Genomic DNA, 13,012 nt, shown 5'->3' on the forward strand with positions numbered 1-13,012 from the left:
GCTGTTCAGGTAGTCGACTATCGTTGTGCCCAGCACGGCAGCGAGGGTCAGGAGCGCAATCGAGATCAGGAGGTACGTGGAGAAAGGACGCCTCTTTGCAGCGGACGGTTGAGTATCCCCGCGAGCTGGACCGCTCATCGCCCCTTCCCTGCTTGATGATCCACCCGGCGGAAAGAAAAACGTTGCGCCTTTATCCGTCTCGGACTCTGCCCCGATGCGGTCGCCGTGCCGCTCGCGAATCCGCTTCACGGCGGCGGGACCGACGCCGGTTCCCTCGTACTCGCGGGGATCGACCCCCTGGAAGGCCCTGAAGCGTTTTCCGGCTACTGCATATCGAACCCGATCCCGTTATCCCGGACGCAGCAGACGGTCCGCCCTTCCGCGGGAGGGGATCCGATCTCGATCTGCGCGACTGTCCGGTTCCGTGTGAACTTCAGGGCGTTGTCGCTAAGATTCAGAAATGCCGGATCATGGGGGAGGATCTGCCTGTATTTCGGGAAGACTGCCAAGGATTGCCTCGACTGTGCGGCTTTCCTGCTCCTGGCACAGGCTGGCCAGCGTCCCGGCGGCACTCGTCTCCATCGATACCGCCTGCCTGTGGGCTCCCTGTCGTCCCATCCGTGCAAAATCGGGAAGCTTGGCGGGGAGATTTCGCCATCCCTTCGACATTCTCCCGAACCTTCCCCGGGCAGATCCGATCGTCGGGGGCGATGGCCGGCGGCTCCTTTACCAGGAGGATCCGCTTGTAGCCGTCGATGGCCCGAAGGGGTGCGCGAAGATCGGGGGAGATGGGGTGGCCGAAAGATTCCAGGTCGCTCACCGCCGATCCCACCTGTGTTGTCCGTGTCCTGTGGTTCACCCACCGCGTCTCGCCGCAACTTGTCCAGATCCGGAACTCACCCGCCGGCAACCGGTCATTTTCGAGCTGGCTCTGCTGGTCCAGAAACCGTGCGCGGTCTTCGGGATGGATGACGAACAGCACACCCCCTGCTTCAACAGCCCCTCATGGGGGATAGCCCGTTATGCGTTCGAGAGATCCCGTGATCCAACCGGGAACGGACCTGCCGTCGGGTCCCGCCTGCAACGCACAGGCATAGTCCGGGATGATGCCTGCGATGCTCCCATGCCGCTCCTCGCTTTTGGTGAGGCGTTCCCGGCTCTCCTCCAGATGCGGACGTGCGATCGAGCCTGCCGACCTTCGTATTGGCGCTCTCCTCGAGCTGGGCGAACTCGCGCCCCCGGTCGGCGGGATCTGGTGCTTATGGTCTCCCTGCGGGATGATCCCGGCATCCCGCACGATCTCGGTGGCGGGGCGCGTGATCTATCGTGATATGACGATGGCACCCGCGGATCCCAGGATCGGTGCCAGGGATGACAATCGTGACATGCGAGAGGATCGATTCGGGAAGGGATCTCTCCAGCGGTGCGGTGTTGTATGCGAGTTCGATGACCCGGGCGGTATCAGAGGCATGGTCGCCAAAGGGGGAGCCGATGGAGAGATACTTGCTCTCCTTTCCAACCCCTCCGATCCCGACGTTCTTCTTCCGGGATATCCCCTCCTGTACGATGGCCGTTGTACTCCCATCCACGGCAGCGGCGGGATCGTCCATCAGTCTCCGCGGGTAGTCGAAAATCCGGATATCGACGAGACAGGGATTGTCGGCAGGGGTCTGGCCGAGCATCTCCCGTCCCCGAATCCTCGATCGTTCCTGCTCGAATACCGGTCCGGCAGGGCCGAACCCGAGGTTTTACGGGTGATCCGGTGTCGGCTGGCAGGCATCCTTGCGGAGGCGGCAGAGGTCTCCACACCCATTCCATCGGGAACAATCCCCCCTCAGGCGGATTCTTTCCAGGTATGTGTACGGGGAGGGGTACTGGCGGAAGGGCGGGCCCCGCCCGGGCTCGAAGGTGGCGAACTCGAGGATGCCGGAGGCGTTGATGATATACAGGTCCACCGTGCATGCGATTCCCGTCTGGCTACGATCGTCTCGTCGATCGGGGCCTTCACCTTCTCCGGGTCCGTCTTTGACGGGCCCCCTCCCCGACTTTTCATGCTCCTTCATGAAGGGGAGAAATCCCTGTTCCCTCCGGCGGTTGAGCGTCGCTCCGTAGGGCAGACAGGCGGAGTCGGTCGGGTGCACGGTATTGACGCCGGTACCCCCGTATGCGCCTCGAACAAGCGGCCCTCCGGCTCGGGGTGACGCTGCGTCGTGATATAGTCGAGCAGCGTGATTCCCGCTGTCACCGCACGCATGAGGGTTAAGATGAATGGACGTTTTTATGGAGAACCCGGGGCTGCTGCCCGTGCTCCCCCGGCGGCCGGGGACGTTCGATGCGGGAGGGCGTCACTGTTCATTTTCATTCCGGTGCATTCACCACGATGTTTGCGCATCGCTTTCTCAGGTCGGGCAAGCCCTTGCCGTCCTTTCGTGCGATGCGTTCATGCGCGTCATCGTGGGGATCGTACCGAAAAAGGAGAGCTGCTTATAAACCTGAATGGTGTATGTTCGTATATGCTCCTCCACCAGGACAGGATCGATACGATTAAAGGCATCCTGAAGAGGAATTCCAAAGGTCTGACAATATCCGAACTGTCGCAGAAGGTGAACCTGAACCGCAACTCGCTTGCGAAGTACCTGGAGATTCTGCTCGTCTCGGGACAGGTGGAGATGGAGTCGTTCGGCACGGCCAAGGTATACTACCTCTCCCGCCGCGTGCCGCTCTCTGCCCTCCTCAAATTCTCAACGGACCTGATCGTCATGCTGGACGGCGATCTCAAGGTCGTGCAGGCGAACGACAACTTTCTGTCGTTCTTCAGTCTGGCCCGGGAAGCGATTCTGGGGGAGGACTATTCGAAGCTGCCTCTCCTGTCGGATCTCCCCCTGCAGACTCTTGCCCGCGACCCGAACGCGGAGGGCGAGATCGTGCGGGAGATCTGCATCCCTCGGGGCGGCGAGGAGGTCTTCTTTCGGGCCAAGATGGTTCCGACCGTCTTCGACGACGGGAGCAAAGGTGTCACTCTGATCGCGGAGAACATCACGCTCCGCAAACAGTACGAGGAGCAGCTGAAGGCGAGCGAGGCTCGGTACAGGGCAATCGTCGAAGATCAGACGGAACTCATCTGCCGCCGCCTGCCGGACGGGACGATCACATTCGTGAACGACGCCTACTGCCGCTACTTCGGTATGAGTGCGGAGAATCTCGTGGGGCACAAGTTCTTTCCCGGCATGCCGCTTACGGATCTGGCGCACCGCACGGAGGCGCACAGGAAGATGTGCCCGGCGGAACCTGTCGTCACGTACGAAGTGCGGCATCCGCGGCCCGGAGGCGAGGTGCGATGGCTGCAGTGGACTGATCGCGCTCTGTACGGCGAAGGGGGGATTCTCCTGGAGATCCAGTCAGTCGGTCGCGACGTGACCGAGCGCAGGCAGGCGGAGCAGGAGCTGCGGATCATGGAGACCGCCATTGCCTCCTCGATCGACGGGATTGCCATCTTCAGCCCCGATGCCGCCCTGACGTACGCGAACCGGGCGTTCCTGGACATATCCGGGTACGCCAGCGTCTCGGATATCGCCGGGAAACACTTCCGGGAGATCTACTCGCACGATCCGGGGCTGGTGGAGAGATTGCGCGAGATCGAGCAGGTCGTGGAGAGGGAGGGGAAATGGGTCGGGAGCATCGATACGATCGACGCAGAGGGTCGCCCCATGAACCTGCACCTCTCCGTCACCCGCGTGCAGGACAGAGAGAACAGAACCCTCTGCTACCTGGCATCCGTTGTGGATGTCACCGAGCAGAAGCATATGGAGGATGCGCTCCGGAGCACCTACGAGAAGCTGCAGGAGTCGATCGAGTTCATGTCCGATCCCACCTTCATCGTGGACCGCGAGAAACGGGTGGTCGCCTGGAACCACGCGATGGAGAGCCTCACCGGGATCGAACGGGAGAAAATTCTGGGGAGAACCGATTACCAGGCGGCTTTTCAGATTTTCGAGGGATCCCGCCCGATACTCGTGGATCTGCTCGATCTGCCGTCCGAGGAGATCGCCCGATCGTACCCCGATGTGCGCCGCTTCGGCGAGAGCATCTTCGTGGAGGCGTTTGTGCCCTCCCTGCATCACGGAAGAGGGGCCTACATCTGGGGCAAGGCCTCCCGCCTCACGGACAGCAACGGCAACTACATCGGGGCGATCGAGTCCATCAGGGATATCTCGGACTGGAAGAGGGCGGAGGAGTCCCTGCGGCAGGTGTACGAGTCATCCCGATCGGCGCTGCCGCGCTGATCCTGCCCGCCATTGCGGGATGGGGGAAGGAAAGAGTCGTCTCCCCCGCGGGATCAGTCGATCGAGATCCGTTTCCCCTGCGCTTCCGCACGTTTCTGGAGGCGGACCTCCAGCACGCCGTTCTTGAAACTCGCCGATGCCCCCTGTTCGGTCACCGGCGAAGGCAGGGTGACCATTCTCGACATCGAGCCGAACGAGCGTTCGCGGAGGAAGTAGCCCTCCCGCTCCTCGTCCCGCTCTCCCCTCCGTTCCGTTTCGATCAGGAGGGTCTGCGGGTCCATGAGACGGATCGAAATGCCTTCCTTCTCCACGCCGGGGAGATCGGCGACCACCAGCACCTCGTTCTCGTGCTCGCGGACGTCGACCTGGAATTCAGGACCCCGCCATGCGGGGAACCCGCCCCATCTCGGCGAGGGGAGCATCCTCGGCCCTGCGCTGCTGAGCTCCTGGAAGCGGCGTTCCATGTCCGCCATCATCGCTTCGAACTCTCGCCAGACAGATTCAAAAGGTTCCCGTCTTCTCCATGCCATGGGATTCACCTTCCATCCATCTCTCGCTACTGCAGCGAATGCTGCATGGTGTCTTTTATGGTACTGGAATTTAATAAACCTGACGCGGGCACGACACCATTCCGCCGGCAGGCGGGGGCGTTCGAGCAGCACGACGCAGCGGGGCGGATGCGGCGCGGATGTCTCCGCCAACGGGGAACCGAAAAAATGGAGTGATTAGAATCTCGGCTTTCTGTGCTTGGGAAGGCATTCGCGACAGTATACGGGTCTGCCTTCGGTGGGCTTGAAAGGAACTTCACACTCTGCTCCGCAGTCAGAGCAGATCACTTTGTGCATCTCTCGCGGACCGAAACTTCTCGGGCCGCCAAAACTTCTACGACTTTCCATTATATTCTCTCATGCAGATGTTGCACTGCCTGTATCTATACGGGAGCTGAGGTGATAAAGGTACCCTGCCGCGGGATGGATTCGGGGGGAGGGCACCGACACTCCCGCCCGCGGTGGAGCGCCCCGATGCGGGAGGGCTGCCGCATCCGTCCAGCGGAGCGCAGCGAACCGTGCGGCAGATGGGCGGCGGGAAGAGACGATCGAGGGATTGGGTGGAGGAGAATCCATGATCTCTTCTTCGACCCCCATTGCGGGGATAGGACTCCTTGAAAAATATCCTCGGGGTCCTGTGTTATTGCAGTCCGATAGTCCGCATCATCGTATTCGCACAGGCTGCGCGGGGCCCGTTCACCCTACCCCGAAGAAGTATTCTTCGGGGAGAACCGATGTCTGGCGCACTCCGCTCCCTCACAAATTCTCCCTGATCAGCTCCCGTACCGTCTCGGTTGCTCACATCGCCTTCTTCCGGCGAACGATCCCTTCTTCCCATGCGGATGATCCTCAAAATCCGTATCCGACTGGGGATGGACCGGATATTCCCGTTCGTGAGCAGGATTGGAATGACACCAATATCAGAGCGATTTTTGCATCGAGGTGCCCATTCATGGCAAATGCATCGATAATTGTTATTCTGCATCGACTTCGTGCAGGAATTGTTCCATAAACCCGATCGATCATGCAGTATGCGAGGGAAGGGATTCGAACCCCTGAACTTCTTCAAGACTGGACCCTAAATCCAGCGCCTTTGACCTGGCTCGGCAACCCTCGCCCTGAATATCGCATAATTGATCGACTCCTGATGAGTTATAGGTTGCTCCGTGAACGGCAGAACGCGGTACGATTTCGTGCGGTTCGCCCCGGGGCGGATGCCGGCAGTCTCCGTTTTCGCCGGGCCCCACCAGACGCTCGTCCAGGCAGCAGGGATCGCGTCCGCAGAAGCCCTGTTTGGGGTTTCTCGTTTGCGACAGGGGCATATTCGGTGTCAGAAGCAGAAGGCAGATCCTCGGCAGTGCGATGTATTAATTACTCAAGAGCGCAATATTCCGGTAACTGGAAACCTTAATCGCACCGCACAACAACCTCTACTGTCGGAGTTCCCTGAATGCTGGATGTTGTGGCGCGAATTTTTATCGCGTCTGCCGTCTGCTGGCTCATTTTCGTTCCCATCGACATACTCTTCCGGCTGCCGGAGAAGGGCGGCGTGAGCGGGGCGACGGCGATCGGGAGAGCGATCGAGCATGACGGCGGGGCGCTCGCCGGCGGCTACATGATGGGCAACATCGTCTCGTCACCGGACGCCTCCGCCGGAACCCTGCTGGCGTCCATCGGCGTCTATATCGCCGGCATCCCCGGCGGGCTCTTTGCCGCCCTCCTGGTCTACATCGGAAACCGCATCTGCCATGATCCCGGCTATGCCGGCACCACGGGGGCGATCGCCGCCACCTTCGCCGTCTTCGGGTTCACCCAGATCGGGTTTCTGGCATCGGACTTCATCGCGGGGATGGTGATCGCCATCCTGACCATCCAGGGCATCTCGCACGTGCATGCCAGCAGTATCCTGGCGCGTCTGTGGAGCGTGAGGCGCGGATGATCCCCGCAGAACTGTCTCTCGCATTCTGTGCAGGCATCGCCCTCTTCTCGGCATTCCGCATCGTCCTGGAGAGGAGAACCCTTCGGAAACTCCCGTACCTGAACGTGCTCGGGTTTGCCATCGCGGGATCGGTTGCCCTGATCGTTCCCCACCCGCTCGCCATCGTCGCGGCGGCTGCCTACTTTGTCGGATCGACTCTCGAGTCCAATGCGATCGCGAGCGCTTACGCCGGAGGGATAGAGACGCGTGAATGAGGGATTCGCTCTCGTCTTCGGCTTCGTCGCCATCCTGGGCGCCGTCGCCGCGATGATCCAGAAGGATCCGTTCGACAAACTCGTATCGCTCGGCATCCTCGCAGGCGGCATCGTCCCCTTCATCGTGGATCGGGGCTACCTGGATGTCGCCATCGCGTATGCCCTCATCGTCCCGATCGCGACCATCTTTATCCTGCTCGTGTGCCGGAGGGGATGCCCGTGACGGCGGAGTTTCTCCTGGGTCTCGTCATCCTCGGGATCGGGGTGCTCGCCGCCGTCTTCCCGCGGCCGAAGACCTACGTGAACCGGCTGATCAACCTGGAGATTCCGGCGTTCGGGCTCCTCCTCGTCATGCTCTCCTACGACGAGACCCTCGCCCTTCTCACCTTCATCGCGGTCACGGCCATCGCCACGTTCGTCCTCGTGCGTGTGATCGAGAGGAGGGAGGCGCCGTGATCGTCCGCCGCATATCGGAGGCGATCTCCCGCCTGGAGAACCTGACCGCCGTCTACGCCCTCGTCGTCGTCGCGGTGACGATCGTCGGTCTCGTCACGCTCCCGCTCCTGGAGTACCGGGGGGACGCCCTCTACCCGAAGGCGATCGATCGGGGGAGCTCGCTCGATCCCTACGACCGCGGGGGCACCCCCTTCAATGCCACCGGGGTGAAGGCCCAGTACATCGAGAACTCGCCCTATGCCGGCTATGTCACCGCCTACCTGACGCCCCTCTCGCTCTACATGGCGCAGAGCACGCTTCACATGGGGACGACGATCGTCTCCCACCCCGGGGGGATCATTGACGAGATCCTCTACAACACACGGGGCCTGGACACCGTCGTGGAGACGAGCATCCTCTTCGCGGCGTTCGCCATCGCATCCTACATCTTCCGGAGGAGGGACTGACATGGCTGCGGAGTACTCCCTGGGCCTTCTCGTCGCGTTTCTGGGGATCGTGGCAGGATTCTCCGCCCTCGTCCGGGAGAGAGACGACCTCCACCGCATCCTGCTCACGGACCTCGCAGAGATCCTGGCGCTCGCGGTCATCGCCCTGATCGCGACGGACCTCGCAGAAGCCCTCATCCTGCCCGGACTGGTCGTGGGAATCTCCGAGCTGATGGCGGTCTCCGAGGTCTACATTCTGCGGGAAGGGCTGACGAGGCAGCCGGAGCAGCGGGTGCGGATCGAGGTGATGGAGAGCGCACCCCCCATCATCGCCGTCATCCTCGTCGGCTACGGGATCGTGCTCTCCGGGTTCTCGGGAGGAGCGGTCGCCGCTCTCGGAGTGATCTTCTACTTCCTGTGCCGCGGGCACCGCGAGCGGTTCCACGCGATCGAGGTGGCGAGCGGCTATGCCTGGGCGATCTGGATCCTCGCCTTCTTCGTCTTCATGCTCCTGCCCGCCTACTGGTTCTTCGCCGTGATGATCGCGGGAGGGGCGATCCTCCTCAAGGTGATGGCGAAGATGGCGCTCGTCGGGACCATGCGGGGTGGATCGAATGTTTGAGCTCCCCGGGGCGGCCATCGGTGGCCGCGAGATCCTGGTGCTGGAGTTCGGCGACATTGTGGACTACTTCACGCCCTATACCGCGTGCCTCTTCGCGTTCGCCCTGGTATTCACGCTCCTCGTCATCCTGGCCCGCCCCGAGCGCCAGGTGGACATCGCGTTCGGCGGCGACGCCTACTACACCAAGGAGGTCCAGGAGAAGGAGTTCCGGTTCCAGCGGTTCATGGCGATCGCCTGCGGGTTTGCCACCATGGGTGCGATGGCGAGCGGGGATGTCTTCAACTTCACCCTCTTCACGTCCATGATCGGGATCACGAACATCGGCATCGTCGCCGCTTACCGGATCCGCCACGTGCTGGACGCCGCGTTCCAGTACGGCATCGTCGCCATGGTCGCCACCGTCCCCCTCTTCGGGGGGGCGGCGATCACCCTGGCGACCACCGGAACCCTGAGCCTGTGGGAGCTCTACCGGAGCGCTGTCGAGGTGCCCCTCATCGCCAGGGCCTTCCTGGTGCTCGGGGTGATGGGGGAGGGGATGGCGCCGTTCTACATCGCCAAGGCGGAGATCACCCGGGCGCCCGGCGCCCCCTTCATCCTGATGATCCACGTCAGTTCGCTCCTGATATTCCTGCGGGTCGTCGAGATTGTCGTATCGATGTGAGGGAAATGAAGAAGAAGAACGCACGTACGCTGGCGATCGGTTCGGGCATCGCCTGCCTGGGTGCAGCGGCCTCCGGAGCGCTGCCGCCGCTCCCGCCATGGGCCGCGGCGATCGCGCTCGTTTGCACGTTCCCGCTGTTCGTCGCCTCGCTCGGGCTGTGGTGGAGCGCGGAGGAGGGGGAGGACGACATCCCCTTCGTGGGGTACTGACATGATCGGATACCTCCTCTCCGCCACGCTCCTCGGGCTGCTCTTCCACGGCATCCACCGCAAGGTGATCGCGCGGATCCAGGGCAGGCCCGGCCCGCCGGTCTGGCAGGAGATCCTGCACACCCTGAAGTTCTCCTTCAAGCAGACGTGGATCCCGAAGACCGCCAGCCAGTCGCTCTTTGTCGCGGTGGTGCTGGTGGCGATCGCGATCTGGAGCGCCTCCCTCTTCGTCCTCCTCGCCTCGGGGAGCATCCTGCTGCTGTTCGGGTTCTATATGCTCCACAAGATCGTGGAGCACGGGCTGGGGCTCTCCTCCGGCTCCCCCTACGGCAAGTTCGGCGCGATCCGCTCGGTGATGACCGCCGCCTCGGAGATCCCGCTCTTCGCCACCATCGGGGCGATCTACCTCTTCACGGGATCGCTGATGCTCTCCGAGATCCTCGCCTACCAGGCGGCGCACGGCCCCCTCCTGCTCATCGCGCCCCCGGCCGCCCTGGCCATGTACCTGGTCCTCCTCTCGAAGATGCACTACAGTCCGTTTGCCGTCATCGAGGCGAAGGAGATCGTGAGCGGGAACAGGACGGAGCACTTCGGGGTCTGGAGGGCGGGGCTCGAGGTGGGGTTCGCCCTCAAGACGTTCGTGCTGCTCTACGCCTTCACCCTGATCTTCATCGGGAGCCTGCCCGCATGGGCGGCGCTGCTCGTCATGCTCCTGATCCTGCTCTCGCTCTCGTTCGTCTGCGCCCTCACCCCGATGCTCTCCCCCTACGATACCGTCACCGTCCAGCTCCTGGCGACCGCCGGGATCGTCGTCTACGCCCTGGTGCTGGGGGTGATCTTTTGAGCCTGCTCCGCGTGGCGCTCGCCATCGCAGCCCTGATCTACGGGATCCTTGCCGTGCTGCAGTTCGTGGACAATACCGCCCTCCGGATCCAGACCATCGGCGTGCTGGGGCTGCTCGCCTTCGCCGCGGCGGTCTCGTGGGGGAGCGACGAGCACCGCCTGAAGGCCTGCGAGATGGCGATCCTCTGGCTCGCCGTCCTGCTCTTCGCGGCATACACCGCGTTGAAACTGGCGGGGGTGGTGTGATTGGAGTTCCTGTACGAGAAGGATCTGCGCGGCATGCAGCTCAACATCCTCACCAGCTTGCGCCACGACTGGACCGTCGCCGAGATCGCCCGCCGCTACGGCATCGAGAAGCAGCGGCTGCGGAGGCTGATGATGGAGAGGCTCGACATGATCCTCCTGGAGAATCTGCCGGCGCGCTACGAAGCCTGGCTCGCCCTGGGCGATCCGGGGGGTGCGGTGGAGAGGCGACTGGGGGAGGAGCTGCTCACGCGCTACGTTCCCCTGCTGGATTCGCCGTCCATGCGGTATATCGTATCGGAGGCGAAAAGATCCATCGCGAACGGTCTCTCCGAAGAGCGGGCCGTCGCATCCGCCATCGAAAAAGTTCGGGAGGTGCTCTCTGCATGAGCCTCCTTCAGGATATCAAGAATACCGTTCGTCGTAAGTCCATCCACGTCTGCTACGTCAACGTCGGGTCCTGCAACGGCTGCGACATCGAAGTCCTCGCCATGCTGGCGCCCCGCTACGACATCGAGCAGTACGGCATCTACGTGCACAACAACCCGCGGGAGGCGGACGTGCTCCTGGTGACCGGTGCGGTCACTCCCCAGTGGGAGGACAAGCTGCTCTCGATCTGGAACAAGATCCCCGAGCCCAAGGCGGCGATCGCCGTCGGGAACTGCCCCATCTCCGGCTGCGTCTTCAACCGCCGGGGCTCGTACGTGGATCCGCCCGTATCGAAGCACATCCCCGTTGCCGCGGAGGTGCCCGGCTGCCCGCCGCGCCCGACGGAGCTCCTGAACGCGATCCTCTCGCTCGCCCCGGCGATCTTCCGGGACTTCGAGGAGAAGAGGCGATGAAGAAGACCGTGGACGTCTCGCTGCCGCTGGGGCCGCTGCACCCCTGCTTCAAGGAGCCTGCGCGGCTGAAGTGCGAGACCCGGGGCGAGTCCGTGGTGCGCACCGAGGTGGAACTCGGCTACGTCAAGAAGGGCATCGAGCGGATCATGCGGGGGCGGCCCTGGCAGGAGGTGATGTTCCTGGCCGAACGGATCTGCGGCATCTGCTCCGTCATCCACAACATGGTGTACATCGAGGCGGTGGAGGAGATCAGCGGCATCGCTGTCCCCGACCGGGCCGCCTACCTGCGCGTCATCGTGAACGAGCTCGACCGGATCCAGAGCCACATCCTGGCGAACTTCTCCTACTGCTACACGATCGAGCACGAGACGCTGGCGATGTACCTCTTGAACCTCCGCGAGACGGCGATGGACGAGCTGGAGCGGGTCACGGGCGCGCGCGTCACCTGCTCCTACATGGTGCCCGGCGGCGTGCGGTTTGACCTCGCGGAAGAAGATGCGGCGGCGCTGCGGCAGGGTCTCGACCACATCGAGACGGAGCTCGAGCGGTTCGTGCGGATGTTCCGCGACGGTCCCCTGATCGCCCTCCGCAGCCGCGGGATCGGCATCCTCACCCCAGAGGACGCGCGTGTCGCCCACGCCGTGGGGCCGACGGCCCGGGCCAGCGGGATCGCCGTCGACCTGCGGACGGAGCATCCGACCTACCGCAGGCTCGGATTCGCCCCCGTCACCCGCACCGGGGGGGACAACTACGCCCGCACCATGCTGCGGTTCGACGAGGTCGCCCAGAGCATCGGGCTGATCCGCCGCTGCCTGGACGAGATGCAGCCCGGCCCCGTGCGGGGCGGGGGTGAGGTGCGGGGCGGCGAGGCGCGCCATGCGGGGGAGGCGCCCCGGGGTGAGCTCACCTACTACGTGAAGACGGACGACCATGGCAGGATCGCGGAGATCGCCGTGCGGACGCCCTCCATCATGAACATCGAGGCCTGCACCCACTTCATGCTCCGGGGCGTCCTCTCGGCAGCGGACATCACGTCCACGTTCATCAGTTCCGACCCCTGCGTCGCCTGCACGGAGCGGTAGGGATGGTCCGGTCGATCCTCTGGTACCTGAAGGAGTTCCTGCGGCGGGAGTGGCTGACCAAGTTTTTCTTTGCCAGGACAGCTCCTCTTGCCGCCCCGCCCCACTTCCGGGACTTCCCGGCGCTGACCGGCAGGGAGTGCACGCACTGTCTGCTCTGCATGATGATCTGCCCCGCGCCGGGGGCGATCGAGGTCAGGAAGACGGCGAACGGATGGGAGCCGCGGATATCCCCGGGCCACTGCATCCGATGCGGGCTCTGCGTGGAGGTCTGCACCGAGGACGTCCTCTCCTCGGGCCGAATCCTGGAGGTCCGCCGCCGCGACCGCAGCGGCTTCCGCACACGGTTCCACATCCACGTCGATCCGGAGCGCTGCATGAAGTGCGGCAACTGCGTCGTCTCCTGCCCGGTCAACAAGGAGATCGACCCCGAGATCGCGTACGGGGGGCACAGCGCCAGCGACGAAGTGATCATGCGCATCGAGCAGGGGCAGCACCGCATCCTGCATCCGGAGAAGACGACGGGGTGCAGGACGTGCGAGAATACGTGCCCGAACGGTGCGATCCGGGTGGAGCGGATCCTGGAGCCCGTCCAGGAGGGGGCATAG

19 protein-coding genes and 1 tRNA gene are annotated in these 13,012 nt (G+C 63.3%); 15 read left to right on the forward strand and 5 right to left on the reverse strand.

Annotation, left to right across the window (positions count from 1 at the left end; genetic code table 11):
• Nucleotides 1–1,259: 1,259 nt before the first annotated feature.
• Together QMC96_10080 and QMC96_10085 are read right to left on the reverse strand one after the other, a co-directional pair.
• Nucleotides 1,260–1,682 (reverse strand): hypothetical protein, encoded by a 423-nt coding sequence (locus tag QMC96_10080; GenBank protein MDI6877104.1) that lies wholly within the window; start codon nucleotides 1,680–1,682, stop codon nucleotides 1,260–1,262.
• 66 nt (nucleotides 1,683–1,748) lie between these two features.
• A complete protein-coding gene (locus QMC96_10085) occupies nucleotides 1,749–2,141 on the reverse strand; it encodes a hypothetical protein (GenBank protein ID MDI6877105.1) in 393 nt (130 codons plus the stop codon).
• 372 nt (nucleotides 2,142–2,513) lie between these two features.
• Between QMC96_10085 and QMC96_10090 the strand changes: the two genes are divergently transcribed.
• The gene (locus tag QMC96_10090) at nucleotides 2,514–4,283 is read left to right on the forward strand and encodes a PAS domain S-box protein (GenBank protein MDI6877106.1); all 1,770 of its coding nucleotides are present in this window, start codon (nucleotides 2,514–2,516) and stop codon (nucleotides 4,281–4,283) included.
• 53 nt (nucleotides 4,284–4,336) lie between these two features.
• On the opposite strand, the gene QMC96_10095 is transcribed toward QMC96_10090, so the two are convergent.
• The 3 genes from QMC96_10095 to QMC96_10105 all read right to left on the reverse strand — a co-directional run bounded on the left by QMC96_10095 (nucleotide 4,337) and on the right by QMC96_10105 (nucleotide 5,948).
• Nucleotides 4,337–4,813, reverse strand: coding sequence for an Hsp20/alpha crystallin family protein (locus QMC96_10095; GenBank protein ID MDI6877107.1), 477 nt, complete (start codon nucleotides 4,811–4,813; stop codon nucleotides 4,337–4,339).
• A 195-nt stretch (nucleotides 4,814–5,008) separates the two neighbouring features.
• The gene (locus tag QMC96_10100) at nucleotides 5,009–5,179 is read right to left on the reverse strand and encodes a DNA-directed RNA polymerase (protein MDI6877108.1); all 171 of its coding nucleotides are present in this window, start codon (nucleotides 5,177–5,179) and stop codon (nucleotides 5,009–5,011) included.
• A gap of 684 nt (nucleotides 5,180–5,863) precedes the next feature.
• Nucleotides 5,864–5,948 (reverse strand) — tRNA-Leu (locus QMC96_10105).
• A 333-nt stretch (nucleotides 5,949–6,281) separates the two neighbouring features.
• Here QMC96_10105 and QMC96_10110 point away from each other — a divergent pair.
• Genes QMC96_10110 through QMC96_10175 form a run of 14 tightly spaced genes read left to right on the forward strand, consistent with a single transcriptional unit; the run spans nucleotide 6,282 to nucleotide 13,012 of the window.
• The gene (locus QMC96_10110) at nucleotides 6,282–6,770 is read left to right on the forward strand and encodes a hypothetical protein (protein ID MDI6877109.1); all 489 of its coding nucleotides are present in this window, start codon (nucleotides 6,282–6,284) and stop codon (nucleotides 6,768–6,770) included.
• A complete protein-coding gene (locus QMC96_10115; GenBank protein ID MDI6877110.1) occupies nucleotides 6,767–7,024 on the forward strand; it encodes a DUF2109 domain-containing protein in 258 nt (85 codons plus the stop codon). The genes QMC96_10110 and QMC96_10115 overlap by 4 nt, the downstream gene beginning before the upstream one ends.
• A complete protein-coding gene (locus QMC96_10120) occupies nucleotides 7,017–7,247 on the forward strand; it encodes an EhaD family protein (protein ID MDI6877111.1) in 231 nt (76 codons plus the stop codon). Before QMC96_10115 ends, QMC96_10120 begins: the two co-directional genes overlap by 8 nt.
• Nucleotides 7,244–7,480, forward strand: coding sequence for a DUF2107 family protein (locus QMC96_10125; GenBank protein ID MDI6877112.1), 237 nt, complete (start codon nucleotides 7,244–7,246; stop codon nucleotides 7,478–7,480). Before QMC96_10120 ends, QMC96_10125 begins: the two co-directional genes overlap by 4 nt.
• Nucleotides 7,477–7,926, forward strand: coding sequence for a DUF2106 family protein (locus tag QMC96_10130; protein ID MDI6877113.1), 450 nt, complete (start codon nucleotides 7,477–7,479; stop codon nucleotides 7,924–7,926). The genes QMC96_10125 and QMC96_10130 overlap by 4 nt, the downstream gene beginning before the upstream one ends.
• Nucleotide 7,927: 1 nt before the next feature.
• Nucleotides 7,928–8,527 carry an EhaG family protein gene (locus tag QMC96_10135; GenBank protein MDI6877114.1) on the forward strand — a complete coding sequence of 200 codons (600 nt, stop codon included), beginning with the start codon at nucleotides 7,928–7,930 and terminating at the stop codon, nucleotides 8,525–8,527.
• On the forward strand, nucleotides 8,520–9,188 hold the full coding sequence (locus QMC96_10140; GenBank protein MDI6877115.1) for a hypothetical protein: 669 nt from the start codon (nucleotides 8,520–8,522) through the stop codon (nucleotides 9,186–9,188). Before QMC96_10135 ends, QMC96_10140 begins: the two co-directional genes overlap by 8 nt.
• Before the next feature lie 5 nt (nucleotides 9,189–9,193).
• Nucleotides 9,194–9,397 (forward strand): hypothetical protein, encoded by a 204-nt coding sequence (locus tag QMC96_10145; protein MDI6877116.1) that lies wholly within the window; start codon nucleotides 9,194–9,196, stop codon nucleotides 9,395–9,397.
• Between the two features lies 1 nt (nucleotide 9,398).
• Nucleotides 9,399–10,241, forward strand: coding sequence for an NADH-quinone oxidoreductase subunit H (locus tag QMC96_10150; protein ID MDI6877117.1), 843 nt, complete (start codon nucleotides 9,399–9,401; stop codon nucleotides 10,239–10,241).
• Nucleotides 10,238–10,486 carry a hypothetical protein gene (locus QMC96_10155; protein MDI6877118.1) on the forward strand — a complete coding sequence of 83 codons (249 nt, stop codon included), beginning with the start codon at nucleotides 10,238–10,240 and terminating at the stop codon, nucleotides 10,484–10,486. Before QMC96_10150 ends, QMC96_10155 begins: the two co-directional genes overlap by 4 nt.
• Nucleotides 10,487–10,873, forward strand: a complete 387-nt coding sequence (locus tag QMC96_10160; protein MDI6877119.1) for a DUF1959 domain-containing protein — start codon at nucleotides 10,487–10,489, stop codon at nucleotides 10,871–10,873.
• Nucleotides 10,870–11,325 (forward strand): NADH-quinone oxidoreductase subunit B family protein, encoded by a 456-nt coding sequence (locus QMC96_10165; protein ID MDI6877120.1) that lies wholly within the window; start codon nucleotides 10,870–10,872, stop codon nucleotides 11,323–11,325. Before QMC96_10160 ends, QMC96_10165 begins: the two co-directional genes overlap by 4 nt.
• Nucleotides 11,322–12,407 (forward strand): nickel-dependent hydrogenase large subunit, encoded by a 1,086-nt coding sequence (locus tag QMC96_10170; protein MDI6877121.1) that lies wholly within the window; start codon nucleotides 11,322–11,324, stop codon nucleotides 12,405–12,407. The genes QMC96_10165 and QMC96_10170 overlap by 4 nt, the downstream gene beginning before the upstream one ends.
• Before the next feature lie 2 nt (nucleotides 12,408–12,409).
• Nucleotides 12,410–13,012, forward strand: coding sequence for a 4Fe-4S binding protein (locus tag QMC96_10175; protein MDI6877122.1), 603 nt, complete (start codon nucleotides 12,410–12,412; stop codon nucleotides 13,010–13,012).

The sequence above is a fragment of the Methanomicrobiales archaeon genome (assembly GCA_030019205.1).
Lineage (GTDB): Archaea > Halobacteriota > Methanomicrobia > Methanomicrobiales > JACTUA01 > JASEFH01.

Coding starts and splice junctions, on each gene's coding strand:
- QMC96_10080 (MDI6877104.1), bottom strand. CDS start 1,682: ATGCTCGGCCAGACCCCTGCCGACAATCCCTGTCTCGTCGATATCCGG.
- QMC96_10090 (MDI6877106.1), top strand. CDS start 2,514: ATGCTCCTCCACCAGGACAGGATCGATACGATTAAAGGCATCCTGAAG.
- QMC96_10095 (MDI6877107.1), bottom strand. CDS start 4,813: ATGGCATGGAGAAGACGGGAACCTTTTGAATCTGTCTGGCGAGAGTTC.
- QMC96_10100 (MDI6877108.1), bottom strand. CDS start 5,179: ATGGAAAGTCGTAGAAGTTTTGGCGGCCCGAGAAGTTTCGGTCCGCGA.
- QMC96_10110 (MDI6877109.1), top strand. CDS start 6,282: ATGCTGGATGTTGTGGCGCGAATTTTTATCGCGTCTGCCGTCTGCTGG.
- QMC96_10115 (MDI6877110.1), top strand. CDS start 6,767: ATGATCCCCGCAGAACTGTCTCTCGCATTCTGTGCAGGCATCGCCCTC.
- QMC96_10135 (MDI6877114.1), top strand. CDS start 7,928: ATGGCTGCGGAGTACTCCCTGGGCCTTCTCGTCGCGTTTCTGGGGATC.
- QMC96_10140 (MDI6877115.1), top strand. CDS start 8,520: ATGTTTGAGCTCCCCGGGGCGGCCATCGGTGGCCGCGAGATCCTGGTG.
- QMC96_10145 (MDI6877116.1), top strand. CDS start 9,194: ATGAAGAAGAAGAACGCACGTACGCTGGCGATCGGTTCGGGCATCGCC.
- QMC96_10150 (MDI6877117.1), top strand. CDS start 9,399: ATGATCGGATACCTCCTCTCCGCCACGCTCCTCGGGCTGCTCTTCCAC.
- QMC96_10165 (MDI6877120.1), top strand. CDS start 10,870: ATGAGCCTCCTTCAGGATATCAAGAATACCGTTCGTCGTAAGTCCATC.
- QMC96_10170 (MDI6877121.1), top strand. CDS start 11,322: ATGAAGAAGACCGTGGACGTCTCGCTGCCGCTGGGGCCGCTGCACCCC.
- QMC96_10175 (MDI6877122.1), top strand. CDS start 12,410: ATGGTCCGGTCGATCCTCTGGTACCTGAAGGAGTTCCTGCGGCGGGAG.